Raw genomic sequence first — 15,179 nt, 5'->3', positions numbered from 1 at the left:
AGGATTCAAAATAGGCTAGCATACTGACTAGTTATTTATTTGAATATGCCTTAAATAAAGTTATATGGATTTTGCCTCAACGTCCTGAAGACTATACACTATATTTATGATTGTACTGGTTATCCACAGAATTACACCAGATACAGTGAGTAACTTTATATTAGTCCACACGCCAATAATAGAAATACCTGCTGCAAATACCATAAAAAGAATTCTCCATACTGTATGTTTTTTAATCATCTATCGCACCTCAAATTTGTTTCCCTATTTATGTGTAAGTTTAAATATTTACCAAATCTTTATCCATTATATTATTTTAACCATCTAACTATTTTTTATTATTATATCTAAATGCACTACCATGCTTTTAGATAAATATATCCTTCGCTTTGTTTATTTATAAGTTCTAAAGTTCCAATTGAAACTATATCTACAAAATTAATTATGTCATTGTTTTTTATATGACAGGCTGTTAATGAATTATTACATGCAACAAATTTTATCCCTCTATCATTTAAATTTCTCATAAAGTTAACATCTGTGTTTAAAATTTCATTTACATCATAAAACTTAACCGCTTCTGAAGTAGCTAGAACTTCAATATAAAATTTGTCGTTACTTAAAGCATCTAATAAAATACTTACATCTTTTAATAACAAATTCCATTTATCAAACTCATCAATATGAAATATAACCTTATTTTCTGACATAAAAAATCCTCCTTGTACATATTCTAGATTGCAACTACTAGTTGCTGTTAATTTTATAAACAGAATTCTTGGCATCAGATGAAGTTTTTGTTTATGATTTCCGATAGGTTTATTCGTTTACAGTCACCATTAGTACTCTTATACTAAGGTAAAACATCAAATTCATACATTTTAAATATGGAGCATCAAGTATTTACATGGTGCTTCTCAACTAATGTTATAAGTAAATTATAACATTAGCCTTTGAATCAATAAAAAATTTTTATTCCTGTATCAGATGTACAGCAAATCCTATTACCTCATCTTTTAAATAGATAAGTACAAGGTTTCCATTAGAATCATATTTTGCAGAATCAGCATCAAAAACATATCCCATGTCTTCTAAATATTTCTTTCCTTTATGAATGTTCTTTACAGAGATTGCAATATGCCCCTTGGTACCTCTTCCATTACCTTTCATTATTTCAATCATGGGCCCTGCAAATACTGAATCTTTTTTGTCGTTCATGGGAAATCCAAAAAGCGTCATAAAAAATTTTGCTGCTGACAATGCTTCCTCTTCATCTGATGAGTTAATTCCTAAATGAACTACTTTAAAATTCATATCCTGTAGTTCTTTTAATTTTTCTTCCATGTTACATACCACCTATCTTTTTTATACCATTATAGCAAATAATATCACATATAATTACGTATATTTTATTATATTTTGTTAAGGTAAATTTACAACAACGCATTCATATATTCTTTGAAATCATCACAAACGTTTTCACGAATGTATATAAAGCATCTTTGCTTAATTTTAGTATATATTATCGTTAAATGCATCTCAAGTATTATATGAAAATTTTTCATAAATTAGTAATTATATTCAAACTATAATTGGCGTATTTTTACTAAGCAAGGATATATATAAATTCATTCTTTATTTGTATAAATATGTATATTATGTTACATTATTATTGAAAATGCTTTGATAAGGATAATAGCATGTCCTAGGATTGATTTATATCGACTTGCTAGAAATTAAATTCACATTTAATCAATACTAAATCTCAATTTAATTTTGTGAGAATGCTAAATATAATTAATATTAAGAAGATGAGTTTTTATGTTAGAAAGTGAAGTACCTAAACAAATTTCTATGCCACTAACTACTCCAGCATTTCCAAGAGGTCCCTATAAATTTCATAATCGTGAATATCTCAATATTGTGTATCGTACAGATATTAACGCATTACGCAAAGCTATACCAGAACCTTTAGAATTAGATGAACCCTTAGTTAGATTTGAAATGATGGCTATGCCTGATGTAAGTGGACTGGGAGCTTATACTGAATGCGGACAGGTTATTCCCGTAAACTTTAATGGTAAAAAGGGTGACTATTTACATATGATGTATTTAGATAATCATCCTGCTATTGCCGTTGGAAGAGAACTTAGTGCATATCCTAAAAAGCTTGGTTATCCAAAACTATTTGTTGATTCAGATACATTAGTTGGTACATTAGATTACGGAAAATTAAGAGTATTAACTGCCACTATGGGATATAAGCATCAACCTCTAGATATAAATGAGGCCCGTAATCAAATTTGCCGTCCTAATTATATGTTAAAAATTATACCTAATTATGATGGAACTCCAAGAATTTGTGAACTAGTATGTGCTGAAATTACGGATATCACCATACATGAGGCTTGGACCGGTCCTGCAAGATTACAGTTATTTGATCATGCCATGGCACCATTTAGTGATTTACCTGTAAAAGAAATAGTATCCAGTTCTCATATACTTACAGATTTAACTCTTCCTTCTCCTAAAATTGTATATGATTATCTTAAAAAATAATTAAAAAATAACCTATATAAATTTCAAAAAATTTATATAGGTTATGAAAATCAAATTTATTCTTTTACTCTCTTATCTGTGAACAATCCAAATATTGAAAATGCAAATAGGATAATATAGGATACCCTAAATGTATTATTAAAAGCCTTACTGGTTTCCTTATTTCTTACATCCTGACTATAATCAATTATATTTAGTACTTTACTCTTTTGCTGTTGTAAATTGCTTAATACAAATGCCCTTTTCTCCTGTGGAGTTTTAGCCAGTAACTTTTCACCTTCTTCATTAATATTTTTCACTATATCATCCCTGGAAAAAGAGTTTGAATCACTTTTCACATTATTAACTTTTACTAGCATATTATCTTTAATATCAGAATTCAAAGCTTTATCCATATTTATCTCATATTTCACATCATTCTTAATATTAATAACTGCATTGTTTACATTGGTATTTAATATACTTACAAGAATTGCTACTCCAATACATGTTCCAATTTGTCTTCCTGCATTAATAATTCCAGAAGCCATACCACTTTTTTCTAATGGTAAATATTTTATTGCTGATGATATTGACTGAACAGAAAATCCAAAGCCAAATCCGAAAACAATGAGTATTATCCTTATATTTAAAATTGAGGTATTATTATCTATATGGGCAAGACCAATAGTCGCAATCCCCATAAGAATAGATCCTAAGAAATTGATTATTCTCGTTCCTATTTTACTAGATAAAAAGCTTCCTAGTGGTACACTTATTACTCCACTTAATGAAAGTGTCATGAGTATTAATCCAGACTTTAATGCTGAATACATCAATATCTTTTCCAGATAAAAATTCAATATGAGTAAAGGAGCAGCCATTCCAAAGCCCACTATCATGTAACAAATACACGAAGTAGTAAAAGTACTCTCTTTAAATAAATTTAATGGAAGCATTGGTTCCGGGATTTTACTTTCAACAATTAAGAATATAATCATTGATAAAACAGAAACAATGAAAAGAATTATTATAACAGAAGAATTCCATCCATAATCACTACCCTTAAGCAGGGGAAAAGTTAAACAGAATAAACTTACAGTTAATAAAACAGTACCTGCTATGTCTATTTTCTTTGAAACTGTATTGTCAAAGGATTCATCTAAAAATACTAATCCTAAAAATACAGCTAGTACACACAGGGGAACATTTACATAAAATATAGTTTTCCAATTTAAATATTCAAGCATTACTCCCCCAAGTGGTGGACCTGCCGCAGCGGCTAATGCTGTGATTGCTCCCGATACCCCTATTATAAAGCCTCTCTTTTCCTTTCCAAAAATATCAATACCCAGTGGTATAATCACAGGTGTAAGGATTGCAGCACCAATACCTTGAATAAATCTCATGATGATTAGAAATAGAATTGAATTGGAAAATCCACATAAGCCTGAAGTCGTTCCAAAAATTATAAGTCCAATTATAAAAACTTTTTTTCTTCCAAATTGATCTGCAATTTTAGAACCTATAATAAGAAATACAGAAAATGAAAGCAGGTATCCCGTAGCAATCCAGCTTATATTATTAATACTTTCATTGAAATAATTAGCTATATCAGGCAGTGCTATATTTACTATAGTACTATCCAAAGCGCTTAAAAAGCATCCAATAATTAGAGCAGCAAATCCAAAAACAACTTTGTTTTTCTTCATAATATCCCTCCTGATAATTTTTCTCTATTGATAATTGACACTATGTTTATTATAATTTAAAGAGGAATATACAAACAATGTGCAAAAAAATCAAAAGTGTATATTATCTATCTTTTTTAAAAAATGGGTATTAAGAAAGGAGGTTAAAGTTAGAGATTAGCACTTACCATATAATCTCTAACTAAAGATAAAACATATGAATAAAAATGATAAAAGATATATTCAAACAGAAGAATTGATTCTAAAGGTTTTTTACGATTTAGTCTATGAAAAGGGCTTTGATAGAGTAACAGTTAAAGATATAACTAAGGCTGCAGGTATAAGCAGAGGAGCTTTTTATATCCATTATGAAGATAAATATGATTTGTTATCTCACTGTGAAAATACAGCTTTAAATGAATTAAAACTGATATCTTATGATATGAACAAACTTGAAAATGCTTCTGACGAAGAGGACTTTAAATATTTTTTTACTAAAATCATTTGCTATTATAGAGATAATTACAAGCTAGCAAAATCACTTTTAGATGAAAACAGAAATTCAGAACTTCAAGAATGGATAAAAACTAATCTTGGAAACAACATCTTTAACTTTTATTGTAAGATAACTGGTAAAGATAATTTACCTATATCTAGAGAATACTTATCTTCATATCTCTATTACGCTCATTTAGGTATTATCTCTGAATGGTTTAATTGTGGAATGAAAGAGCCTCCTGAAAAAATTGCTGATATTATAACTAAATTGTCTTTTAATGGTGTTTTCAATTTATAAAAAAATCATGGCACTAAGTGTCAATGCCATGATTCCATAATTTATTATACAGTTTTAACTTTTCTCATATATAATCTAAATGCTAGTTCTTCAATAAAATTGAATAGACTAGTGGTTATCAAATATATACCCACTGCAATAGGCGCTGCTTTAGCAATAAATAGCCCAACCACTGCCATTATTATAATATTTCCTTTGGTCATCTTAGCCTGACCTTCAATTTTGAAAAAACTTACATATGAAAGTAAACTTGGAGTTAAAGATGCAAAAATATATATCAAAGGTATAATAAAATAACTATCTGATAATTTAATACTGGATACCCAAGGTATAAGCATAGTTCCTGCACTTACAGGCATTTTATTAATTACACTCCACATAGTCATTAATATAGGTAACTGTAAAAAGGTTACTAAACATCCCAGCATACTTTTTGCACTTAAAGCTGCTTGTTTTTTTCTCTCTTCTTCAAGCTTAACTTTATCGTCCTTATACTTCTCATTAATCTCCTGCATTTTTATACTAAGCTTTTGCTGCTGATGCATGGATTTCTTTTGTTTAAAAGACATAGGTGAAAGTACTAATCTTACCACTACTGTCAATAAAACAATTGCCAATCCCCAATCACCAGTAAAATTGAAAATTATACTTAATAGATTACTTAAAAAATCAAAAATGATGTTCATTTCCATCTCTCCTTAGAAATTAAAATATTTATTTCTAAAACATCATTTTTATTTTTAAACGTTCCACGTATCTCCATATTCCGTATTTTTCATAAACAATATACTGATCAGGTAACAGCTTTTCTATAAAATTAACCCATTGAAGTAAAACTTTCTTTACAATATTTCTTTGAAATTTATGTTTAAAATTATTATAAGTATATAACGCATAAGAAAGTATGCTGGTAAAACACATTATTAAAAACATAAATTGAATTATACTTATTAAGTTAGAATTCACTGCACACTCCCCCTCATCTAATATTTTATTTATTATAGCATTAACACTTTAAAATTCCAATAATGTGATTTTAAGAAATATCTACTTATATAAAGCTTAGTCATTAATGTCCTTTACGTTTCATTAATTTCTTCTGTTGTTTTAACTGAAACTTTCTCTTTTCTTCCTCTTCCTTTTTTTCTCTTGAAATCTTTTTTCTCTCTACTTTAGTAACTTCATATTGTAACTTCATAACAAGCTGTGCTTTAGTTCCAATCTCTGTACTTTTTGTTTCTTTTTTGATCTTCCTTTTAAGTCTTTTAGGATTTATTTTTTTTTCTTTAATATCGTTAGTCCTAATATTAGGTATAGAATTGCTGAATCTTAATTTATGAAAGTTTTTTAATATAAATTCATATACTTGGTAATCCTTTGGTTCTGGACCAAACACAATCTTTAAAACATCATATTTTTCTTCACAGGATCTTTCAAATATTCCTACCCAAAACGGCTCCTCAAAAAATACTGTTAATTTTATACTGTTATTCACTTTTAGCTTCCTCCTGTTTTATTAAAACTTGAAGAATGGACAACCCCAGGAGGGCAGGTTACTGCCATATATAATATAGGTTCGGACTACCAACCGAAACTGTGTTTTTATCTTCATTTACATATTATAAAAAAATAGAAGATTGTGCAATATATAGATTTTACCTAATAATGTTACTTTTAAATCTTATTTATTTAAATATTCAAAAAAAGCTGTCTTGCAATGCATATATGCATTGCAAGACAGCTTTTCAACTATTAAAACTTTATTTTTAGTAAACAAATTAGGACATTCTCACACTTAATGAATATTTACTACTTTTGAGACAGCCCCCTAATTAAATAATACCTTAATGATGAAACAATCTAACCTCTGAAAAAGCCATCACCATATCATATTCATTACATGCCTCTATCACTACATCATCCCTTATGGAGCCACCAGGTTGGACAATGTATTTGACTCCACTTTTTGAAGCCCTATCTATATTATCGCTAAAAGGAAAGAATGCATCTGATCCCAAAGCAACTTCTTTTAAGTTAGAAAGCCATGCTATCTTTTCTTCCTTAGTTAACCTTTCTGGAATCTCTTTAAGTATATCCTTCCATCCTTTAGTCTCCATAGAAGTAACGTCATCTCTTAAAAATTGATCAATTACATTATCTCTTTCTGCCCTTGAAACACCCTCTTTAAAAGGCAAATTAAGTACAGTAGGATGCTGTCTTAAATACCAAAGATCTGCTTTTGATGCAGCAAGTCTCGTACAATGTATTCTTGACTGCTGTCCTGCTCCTACACCGATGGTCTGACCGTCTAAAGCAAAACAAACTGAATTAGACTGAGTATATTTTAATGTTATCATAGAAATAAGTAAATCTCTTTTTGCCTCATCTGTTATATTTTTATTATCAGTTACTATATTATCAAGCATTTCCTCTTTTATATTAATGTTATTCCTCTTCTGTTCAAAGGTCATACCATATATTTGTCTTCTTTCTATGGTATTTGGCTCATAGTCAGGATCCATTTTAATTATACAGTATTTTCCCTTTTTCTTTTTCATTAGAACTTCTAAAGCTTCATCTGTATATCCTGGAGCAATTATACCATCTGAAACAGATTTACTTAAAATCATGGCAGTAGGTAAATCAACAATGTCACTTATGGCAGCCCAATCACCATAAGAAGAAACTCGGTCTGCACCTCTTGCTCTTGCATAAGCACAAGCTACAGAAGATAATTCTATATCCTCAACAAAATATGCCTTTTTTAATACATCACTGAGGGGCATTCCCACTGCTGCACCTGCTGGACTTACATGCTTAAAAGAAGTTGCTGCTGGTAATCCTGTTGCTTCTTTTAACTCTTTCACTAATTGCCAGGAATTAAAAGCATCCATTAGGTTTATATAACCAGGATTGCCATTTAAAATTTCAAAGGGTAAAGACTTATTATCTGTATAAATTCTTGCTGGCTTTTGATGTGGATTGCATCCATATTTAAGTATAATTTGCGAATTTTTCACAATAACAACCTCCAAAAAACCGTCTGAGTAAATAATGAACTTACCCAGACGGTCGATATTTTTCTCAGACATATGAAAATAAATAACAAGGCAAAGATACGAGGTATATTTTGTGTAATACAAGGAAACAGGTTCTGATGATAGTGAGCTATCAGAAGGTTCTGCTGACGCAGTATGACGCAAAATAGACTAGTATACTGACTGGTTATTTCTTGAATATGCCTAGAATCATGTTCCCCATGGTTAACTCCATTTCCGCCAGTTACATGATTCTCTTATTAACTTTTATTAAATTATATTATATTTAACTTATTATGTCAAATTCAAGTATTCGATTCATAATATTTCTAAAATTCATTCCAACATGTATAAACAAGTGTTGACAAACTTGTTTATACATGTTACCATACAAATATAACGTTTACATATATTATAAGGGGGAGTCATTAATGGATGTTTCAAAACAGTCTGTAGAAGAAATTATTGCAGCCGTTGGTGGTAAAGATAATATAACTGCTGCAACTCATTGTGTTACTAGATTAAGATTTGCTTTGAAAGATGAAAATAAAGTGAACAAAGATAATCTTGATAAAATAGACATAGTTAAGGGATTTTTTTCAAGCAATGGTCAGTTTCAAGTAATTATAGGCCCTGGGCTGGTTGATAAAGCTTATGATATGCTTGTTTCCATTACTGGAATTAAAAGTGCAACAAAACAAGACATAAAGAATGCACAGAGGACAATCTTAATATAATTCAACGTTTAGTGAAAACGTTGGCAGATGTATTTATACCAATACTTCCAGCTATTGTCGCTGCGGGTCTATTAATGGGTATAGATAATATTCTTGCTGGTAAAGGCATCTTTTTTGCAAATAAATCACTGGTTGACGTTTATACTCAGTGGAAAGATCTTTCCGATGTTATAAACCTTATAGCTAATACCTCCTTTACATTTTTGCCAGCATTAATTGGTTGGTCTGCCGTTAAAAAATTTGGTGGAAATCCACTTCTTGGTATTGTATTAGGATTGATGCTTATTCATCCGTCCTTACTAAATGCTTATAATTATGGAGAAGCTGTTACAAAGGGCACAGTACCTTACTGGAATTTATTTGGACTTAAAGTAGCTAAAGTAGGATATCAAGGACAAGTTTTACCGGTGTTATTTTCATCTTTTGTACTGGCAAAATTAGAAATACAGTTAAATAAACGTATTCCTGATTCAATTAAATTACTATTTGTTGCACCAATAGCTTTACTAATAACTGGATTTTTATCCTTTATTATAATTGGACCAGTAACCTTCTCTATAGGTAATGCAATTACTTACGGATTAGTTTTCGTATTTGATAAATTACCACTACTTGGTGCTATTTTATATGGTGGTTTCTATTCAGTATTAGTTATAACAGGCATGCATCAAATGTTCCTAGCAATAGATTTTCAGCTCATAGCAAGTACAGGTGGAACTTTCTTATGGCCTATACTTGTTCTTTCAAATATTGCACAGGGTTCTAGTGCTCTGGCTATGATGTTTATATCTAAAGATCAAAAAATTAAAGGACTATCTTTTACATCTGCTATCTCAGCCTATCTCGGTATAACAGAACCAGCTATATTTGGAGTTAATCTAAGGTTTAAATTTCCCTTCTTTTCTGCCATGATAGGTTCAGCAGCAGGTGCCATAAAAATGAATGGAGAAGGATTTAAGAGTTTTATAAAAGAAGGAGAAAGAGTAACAGCTGGGCAGAAAATAATTGAATTTGATTTAGATTTAGTTAAAGAAAAGTCACCTTCATCACTGACAATGATTCTTGTAACTAATGTAGATGATTTGAAATCTGTTGAACCATTAAATGTGGATAATATTAAACAAGGTGATGGATTATTGTCAGTATGTATATAAGCTTATATTGGGCAAATAATCATTGTAAGCATTAACATTACTAAATTTGTTCATAAAATTTTTTAAAATAAAAAATTGGGTAGTAACAATGGTTTGCTGGATTACTTGTCAAATTGAAGTCAAATTAAATGTAAGATTTAGTAAAAATAAATAATAAAAAATATAAATGGTGGTGTTAATCGTGAATGAATTTTGGTGGAAAAAGTCTGTTGTATACCAAATTTATCCGAAGAGTTTTAAGGATACAACAGGAAATGGAACAGGAGATTTACAGGGAATAATAGACAAGCTTGATTATATAAAAAATTTAGGAGTAGATGTTATATGGCTAACTCCTGTATATGAGTCCCCTCAACGTGATAATGGCTATGATATAAGTGATTATTATAAAATAGATTCTCGATATGGGGATATGAAAACTTTTGAGAATCTATTGTCAGAAGCTCATAAGAGAAATTTGAAAATAATATTGGATATGGTAGTTAATCATACCTCTACAGAACATAATTGGTTTAAGGAATCCTGTAAATCCAAAGATAAGCCATATAGAAATTTCTATATATGGAAAGATGGTAGGAACAATGGCACTCCTAATAACTGGCAGTCTAAATTTGGAGGCAGTGCTTGGAAGTACGACGAAACTTCAGGACAATATTATTTACACCTTTTCGATACTACTCAGGCAGATTTAAATTGGGAAAATCAGGCACTTAGAAAAAGCATATATGATATGATGAATTTCTGGTTAAGCAAAGGAGTAGATGGTTTTAGATTAGATGTAGTTAATTTATTATCTAAAGACCAAGCTTTCCCCGATGATACTTTAAATACTCCTTCTGAAGATGGTCGTAAATACTATACAGATGGTCCTAAAATTCATACATTATTAAAGGGAATCAATAAAAATGTATTCTCAAAATACAATAATATGTTAACTGTTGGTGAGATGTCTTCTACTTCTATAGACAATTGCGTTAAATATACAAATCCTGATGAGAAAGAGCTAAGCATGAGTTTTAGTTTTCATCATCTAAAGGTGGACTATCCTAATGGAGAAAAGTGGTCCGCAGCTCCCTTCGACTTTCTAAAACTTAAGCAGATACTCAGTGACTGGCAGTATGGTATGATCAATGGTAATGGATGGAATGCATTATTTTGGTGTAATCATGATCAGCCTAGAGCAGTATCACGTTTTGGAAATGATAAGGAATATCATAATGAATCCGCTAAAATGCTGGCAACTACTATACACTTATTACAAGGTACTCCTTATATATATCAAGGGGAAGAAATAGGAATGACTAATCCAAGTTTTGACAAAATACAGGATTATAGAGATGTAGAATCTATAAATGCCTATGATATATTAAAAGCCAAAGGTAAATCTGAAAATGAAATTATGGATATACTTAAGCAAAAGTCTAGAGATAATTCCAGAACCCCAATGCAATGGAATGATTCTAAAAACGCAGGTTTTACTGATGGAACCCCTTGGATAAATGTATCTTCAAACTTTTCAAATATAAATGCAGATAAAGCATTAAAAGATAAAAATTCTGTTTTTTACCACTATAAAAAGCTTATAGAATTAAGAAAAGAATATGATATAATTGCCTACGGAAATTTTGATCTTATATTAAAAAATGATACACAAATATTTGCATATATCAGACGTTATAAAAACGAGAAACTGTTAGTTGTAAATAATTTTTATGCTAAAAATACAACTTTTACTCTTCCAAAAGATATAAACTTTGAAGGAAAATCACAAGTATTAATATCTAATTATAGTGACACACAAAACAATGTAAATGAATTTGTATTGCGTCCATACGAATCTGCAGCCTTCTATATAAGATAATCTATAATGATTATAGAAAGTATCAGTAATTACGAACGCATTTTGAAAATTCACTGATACTTTTTTATAATTTATTTTGCTTATGATATTAGTAAATGGTATACTCTTTATGAAAAATAGCTTTCGGAGGCTTACTAATGGATAAGAAGTACATATGCATATACGAAACCATAAAAAATAATATACTTAATGGAAATTACAAGCTAGGTGAAAAACTTCCTTCTGAAAATGAATTTTGTAAAATTCACAACACAAGTAGAGGTACGGTTAGAAGAGCTTTAGACCTCTTGTCAGAAGAAGGTTTGATAAACAGTGTTCATGGTAAAGGAGCTTTTGTTCTAGACAACAATCAAATCACTTTTTCCTTTGGTAATCTTGTAAGCTTCGCTGAAGTTTCCAGTATAAACGGAAATGATTTTATTACATCTGTACCAGTATTTGAGGAAGTATTAATCGATAAATCCTTACATAAAAAAACTTGTTTAGCAGAAGGAAAAGGAGCTTACAAATTATATCGTATCAGAAGTTTAAATAATGAAAACATTATTTTAGATATCAATTATTTTCTAAAAGATACTGTTTTAAATCTTACAAAAGAAATTGCAAAAAAATCTATTTATAAATATATTGAAGAAGATTTAAAAATTAAAATAGGTTTTGCTAAGAGAATTATAAAAATTGAAGCTGCTAATTCCATTGATAAAAAAAATCTGAATATGAAATCTTATAATTTTGTAGTGGCAGTAAAGAACTTTGTATATTTAAATGATGGGACTCAATTTGAGTATACAGAATCAAGGCATCGTCCTGATCGCTTTGAGTTTTCTGATTTTGCTAGAAGAAGATAATGCTAAGAACATAAATTCTATTAAAATGTTAAAGGTTAAATTATATGCATTATTTAGTCTTATATCATTTCTATTATTGAAATTAAATGCATAACTTACATCAATAGTTTCACCAGCTTTCATTTTAATAGGAAAGGTTATTTTAGAAAGCGGTACACCACCATTCCTATTACTATCAGTTTTTTATTTAAATTCATATTTACCTCCCAATCTCTTATAATTTTATCTAAACTAATAACATATAAATAATATTGTTAAAAGTATCAATTACATTTCTTCTCATACTACACCTCCATAAAATATTACTGCATAAACAGAACATCAATAATCACACTTCAGACATGTATAGATAATAACATATAATTGATTACATGGAAATTTGATATTAAATGCTATAATAATAGATTTTTACTTTAACAGATAAGTATTGACATGACTACATTAAAATGATATCCTTTTATTTAACAGTGTTCAATAACTAAACTTCGTTTAAAAGGAGTCATAAATATGGGTACAAAAGAACGTAAGGAACGTGAAAAAGATGAACATCGAGAACTAATTCTCAATGCAGCAAGTGAAATTATGGAAAAAGAAGGTTTAGAAAAACTTTCTATAAGAAAAATTGCTGTCAAAATAGAATATTCTCCAGCAATTATATATCACTATTTTAAGGATAAAGAAGAAATAATAAATATTATTATGCAAAAATCCTATGAAAAAATATTAGATGTTCTATCTTCATCTGAAATTTCGAATTATACTCCTGAAAATAAAATAAGACATTCCCTACATAAATATATATATCTGGCTTTGGAAATGCCTGAAGAATATAGAACCATACTTCTTAACAACTCACCTAGAGTACGTGAGCATACATCAGTACTTTTCAAAGGTGCCTCTATAAAAAGAAAAGCTTTAGGTATACTATATCAATCTTTAAAAGACATTTATATGGACAAAAACATTGAGGATAATGTAATTGAGCTAACTGCACAAATAATATGGACTTCTACTTTTGGACTTATCTTAAAGCTAATAGTTGAAAAAGATACTCCTGAAGAACAGCAAAAGCTGCTTATTGACCACCATATAAACCTTATAGTAGATGGCATAATACTAAGAAAACCATTAACTAGTTATGTGAATTCTAACTCTTAATTTAAACCTGTATTCAGTAAATAATACTTATACCCTTTCTTCTGTAATAGCTGTTAAGGGAATTACCATGCTCACTTCAATTACAGCCATGATAATTGGACAAATTTTATTAGGAGTAAAAGTAAGTTTTGCAGAAGTCATTATATTTCCTGCATTTAATTTGATAATAATATACTGCCTATTTCTCATTATGAAATGTATAAAAGAATCCTAAATTCAAAAAGGCATTAAATCCGCCATTATCCAAAATTCTAAAATAAATTGATAATATTAGTAAGGAGTGAATAAAAAATGAAAACACTTATAATCTACGCAACAAAACATGGTTTTGCAGAAAAATGCAGCAAGCTTTTAAAAGATAAACTTTCTGGTGAAGTAGCAACCGTAAATATTAAAAAGGATACTATGCCTAATATATCTTCCTTCGATAAAATTATCATTGGTGGATCTGTTTACATGGGAAAAATTCAAAAAGAAATAACTGAATTTTGTACAGAAAATTTTGATACATTAAAAGAAAAAAAGCTAGGGCTATTTGTTTGCGGTATGCAAAAAGATAGTATTGAAACTGAACTAGCCGCTTCTTTTCCAAATGATTTATTAACTCATTCCTCTGTTAAAGAGTGCTTTGGCGGTGAATTTATAATGAAAAATATGAATCCTCTAGAAAGATTCATAATAAAAATAGTAGCTAAAACAAAAAATGATGTATCTAGTGTTTCTGAGGAAAATATCAATAAATTTGCTCAGATAATGAATACTCTTTAACTATTAACGAGGAGAAGTACTTAAATGAAAATTATTTTGAAAGTTCTTTTATATATAGTTTTAGGAATACTCGCCTTATGTATATCAGCCATGTTGTTTTTCTTTGTACTTATACATTCAAATAATACAGAAAGGGGAAACAAAACAGTAATTATGAAAACAAATTCTATAGCACATTCAAAAGCACTTATTGTATATCAACCCTCTTTAATGACTGCTTCAACAAAAAATGCAGCTTATGACCTAGCTAAAGGACTAAACAGTAAAGGCTATGATGTAACTATTGCTTATCCAGGGAAATATCTTTCAACTGACCTTTCAACCTATAAGGTAGTTGTTTTTGGTTCTCCTATTTATATTGGACAAACTTCTTCTGTGTTAAATGATTATATAAAAAGTGTTAAAAATTTAAAAGATCAAAAAATCCTTTTATTTGTCACAGGTGGAGCCGATGATTCGGAACAGCTTAATAGCTTAGAAAAGCTCTTTACAAATGCTGAAGCTCCAATTAAAATGTCATTCAAATATAATGATAAAGACAATAAAAATAAAGCTTTTAATTTAGGTGCTGAAATTGGAAAGGAATAATT

17 protein-coding genes are annotated in these 15,179 nt (G+C 29.4%); 9 read left to right on the top strand and 8 right to left on the bottom strand.

What is annotated here, in order from left to right; translation table 11 throughout:
• Positions 1-60 precede the first annotated feature (60 nt).
• From ABF633_RS14210 to ABF633_RS14200, 3 genes are all read right to left on the bottom strand, one after another.
• Positions 61-240, bottom strand: a complete 180-nt coding sequence (locus tag ABF633_RS14210) for a hypothetical protein (RefSeq protein ID WP_415524550.1) — start codon at positions 238-240, stop codon at positions 61-63.
• A 116-nt stretch (positions 241-356) separates the two neighbouring features.
• Entirely contained in the window at positions 357-710 is a 354-nt protein-coding gene (locus ABF633_RS14205; protein WP_415524549.1) for a DsrE family protein, read from the bottom strand.
• 262 nt (positions 711-972) lie between these two features.
• Positions 973-1,344, bottom strand: a complete 372-nt coding sequence (locus tag ABF633_RS14200; RefSeq protein WP_415524548.1) for a VOC family protein — start codon at positions 1,342-1,344, stop codon at positions 973-975.
• Between the two features lie 477 nt (positions 1,345-1,821).
• Between ABF633_RS14200 and ABF633_RS14195 the strand changes: the two genes are divergently transcribed.
• Positions 1,822-2,559, top strand: a complete 738-nt coding sequence (locus ABF633_RS14195) for an acetoacetate decarboxylase (protein WP_415524547.1) — start codon at positions 1,822-1,824, stop codon at positions 2,557-2,559.
• Between the two features lie 56 nt (positions 2,560-2,615).
• Here ABF633_RS14195 and ABF633_RS14190 read toward each other — a convergent pair whose 3' ends face one another.
• Positions 2,616-4,250 carry an MFS transporter gene (locus ABF633_RS14190; protein ID WP_415524546.1) on the bottom strand — a complete coding sequence of 545 codons (1,635 nt, stop codon included), beginning with the start codon at positions 4,248-4,250 and terminating at the stop codon, positions 2,616-2,618.
• Positions 4,251-4,446: 196 nt separating this feature from the next.
• Between ABF633_RS14190 and ABF633_RS14185 the strand changes: the two genes are divergently transcribed.
• A complete protein-coding gene (locus tag ABF633_RS14185; RefSeq protein ID WP_415524545.1) occupies positions 4,447-5,025 on the top strand; it encodes a TetR/AcrR family transcriptional regulator in 579 nt (192 codons plus the stop codon).
• A 44-nt stretch (positions 5,026-5,069) separates the two neighbouring features.
• Here the strand turns inward: ABF633_RS14185 and ABF633_RS14180 are convergent, their stop codons facing one another.
• The 4 genes from ABF633_RS14180 to ABF633_RS14165 form a co-directional block, all read right to left on the bottom strand.
• Positions 5,070-5,711: a YidC/Oxa1 family membrane protein insertase gene (locus tag ABF633_RS14180; protein WP_415524544.1), complete on the bottom strand. Its 642-nt coding sequence runs from the start codon at positions 5,709-5,711 to the stop codon at positions 5,070-5,072.
• Positions 5,712-5,745: 34 nt separating this feature from the next.
• A complete protein-coding gene (locus ABF633_RS14175; protein WP_415524543.1) occupies positions 5,746-5,991 on the bottom strand; it encodes a hypothetical protein in 246 nt (81 codons plus the stop codon).
• 103 nt (positions 5,992-6,094) lie between these two features.
• Entirely contained in the window at positions 6,095-6,520 is a 426-nt protein-coding gene (locus tag ABF633_RS14170) for a YjdF family protein (protein WP_415524542.1), read from the bottom strand.
• Between the two features lie 349 nt (positions 6,521-6,869).
• Positions 6,870-8,045, bottom strand: coding sequence for a phosphoribosylaminoimidazolecarboxamide formyltransferase (locus ABF633_RS14165; RefSeq protein ID WP_415524541.1), 1,176 nt, complete (start codon positions 8,043-8,045; stop codon positions 6,870-6,872).
• Between the two features lie 449 nt (positions 8,046-8,494).
• Here ABF633_RS14165 and ABF633_RS14160 point away from each other — a divergent pair, with 449 nt between their 5' ends.
• From ABF633_RS14160 to ABF633_RS14130, 7 genes are all read left to right on the top strand, one after another.
• Positions 8,495-8,800 (top strand): glucose PTS transporter subunit EIIB, encoded by a 306-nt coding sequence (locus ABF633_RS14160; RefSeq protein ID WP_415524540.1) that lies wholly within the window; start codon positions 8,495-8,497, stop codon positions 8,798-8,800.
• A gap of 11 nt (positions 8,801-8,811) precedes the next feature.
• Positions 8,812-9,954, top strand: a complete 1,143-nt coding sequence (locus ABF633_RS14155) for a PTS transporter subunit EIIC (RefSeq protein ID WP_415524539.1) — start codon at positions 8,812-8,814, stop codon at positions 9,952-9,954.
• Positions 9,955-10,120: 166 nt separating this feature from the next.
• Positions 10,121-11,815, top strand: coding sequence for an alpha,alpha-phosphotrehalase (treC, locus tag ABF633_RS14150; protein WP_415524538.1), 1,695 nt, complete (start codon positions 10,121-10,123; stop codon positions 11,813-11,815).
• Between the two features lie 137 nt (positions 11,816-11,952).
• Entirely contained in the window at positions 11,953-12,663 is a 711-nt protein-coding gene (gene treR, locus ABF633_RS14145; RefSeq protein ID WP_415524537.1) for a trehalose operon repressor, read from the top strand.
• A gap of 507 nt (positions 12,664-13,170) precedes the next feature.
• Entirely contained in the window at positions 13,171-13,821 is a 651-nt protein-coding gene (locus ABF633_RS14140) for a TetR/AcrR family transcriptional regulator (RefSeq protein WP_415524536.1), read from the top strand.
• 291 nt (positions 13,822-14,112) lie between these two features.
• The gene (locus ABF633_RS14135) at positions 14,113-14,589 is read left to right on the top strand and encodes a flavodoxin domain-containing protein (RefSeq protein ID WP_415524535.1); all 477 of its coding nucleotides are present in this window, start codon (positions 14,113-14,115) and stop codon (positions 14,587-14,589) included.
• 24 nt (positions 14,590-14,613) lie between these two features.
• Positions 14,614-15,177 carry a flavodoxin family protein gene (locus ABF633_RS14130; RefSeq protein ID WP_415524534.1) on the top strand — a complete coding sequence of 188 codons (564 nt, stop codon included), beginning with the start codon at positions 14,614-14,616 and terminating at the stop codon, positions 15,175-15,177.
• The last annotated feature ends 2 nt before the right edge of the window (positions 15,178-15,179 follow it).

The sequence above is a fragment of the Clostridium sp. genome (assembly GCF_047718555.1).
Classification (GTDB): domain Bacteria; phylum Bacillota; class Clostridia; order Clostridiales; family Clostridiaceae; genus Clostridium_I.
The sequence above is the reverse complement of the archived record's forward strand: the minus strand, read 5'-3'. Positions and strand labels throughout refer to the sequence as shown.

Coding starts and splice junctions, on each gene's coding strand:
- ABF633_RS14210 (WP_415524550.1), bottom strand. CDS start 240: ATGATTAAAAAACATACAGTATGGAGAATTCTTTTTATGGTATTTGCA.
- ABF633_RS14205 (WP_415524549.1), bottom strand. CDS start 710: ATGTCAGAAAATAAGGTTATATTTCATATTGATGAGTTTGATAAATGG.
- ABF633_RS14200 (WP_415524548.1), bottom strand. CDS start 1,344: ATGGAAGAAAAATTAAAAGAACTACAGGATATGAATTTTAAAGTAGTT.
- ABF633_RS14195 (WP_415524547.1), top strand. CDS start 1,822: ATGTTAGAAAGTGAAGTACCTAAACAAATTTCTATGCCACTAACTACT.
- ABF633_RS14190 (WP_415524546.1), bottom strand. CDS start 4,250: ATGAAGAAAAACAAAGTTGTTTTTGGATTTGCTGCTCTAATTATTGGA.
- ABF633_RS14185 (WP_415524545.1), top strand. CDS start 4,447: ATGAATAAAAATGATAAAAGATATATTCAAACAGAAGAATTGATTCTA.
- ABF633_RS14180 (WP_415524544.1), bottom strand. CDS start 5,711: ATGAACATCATTTTTGATTTTTTAAGTAATCTATTAAGTATAATTTTC.
- ABF633_RS14160 (WP_415524540.1), top strand. CDS start 8,495: ATGGATGTTTCAAAACAGTCTGTAGAAGAAATTATTGCAGCCGTTGGT.
- treC (WP_415524538.1), top strand. CDS start 10,121: ATGGTGGTGTTAATCGTGAATGAATTTTGGTGGAAAAAGTCTGTTGTA.
- treR (WP_415524537.1), top strand. CDS start 11,953: ATGGATAAGAAGTACATATGCATATACGAAACCATAAAAAATAATATA.
- ABF633_RS14140 (WP_415524536.1), top strand. CDS start 13,171: ATGGGTACAAAAGAACGTAAGGAACGTGAAAAAGATGAACATCGAGAA.
- ABF633_RS14135 (WP_415524535.1), top strand. CDS start 14,113: ATGAAAACACTTATAATCTACGCAACAAAACATGGTTTTGCAGAAAAA.
- ABF633_RS14130 (WP_415524534.1), top strand. CDS start 14,614: ATGAAAATTATTTTGAAAGTTCTTTTATATATAGTTTTAGGAATACTC.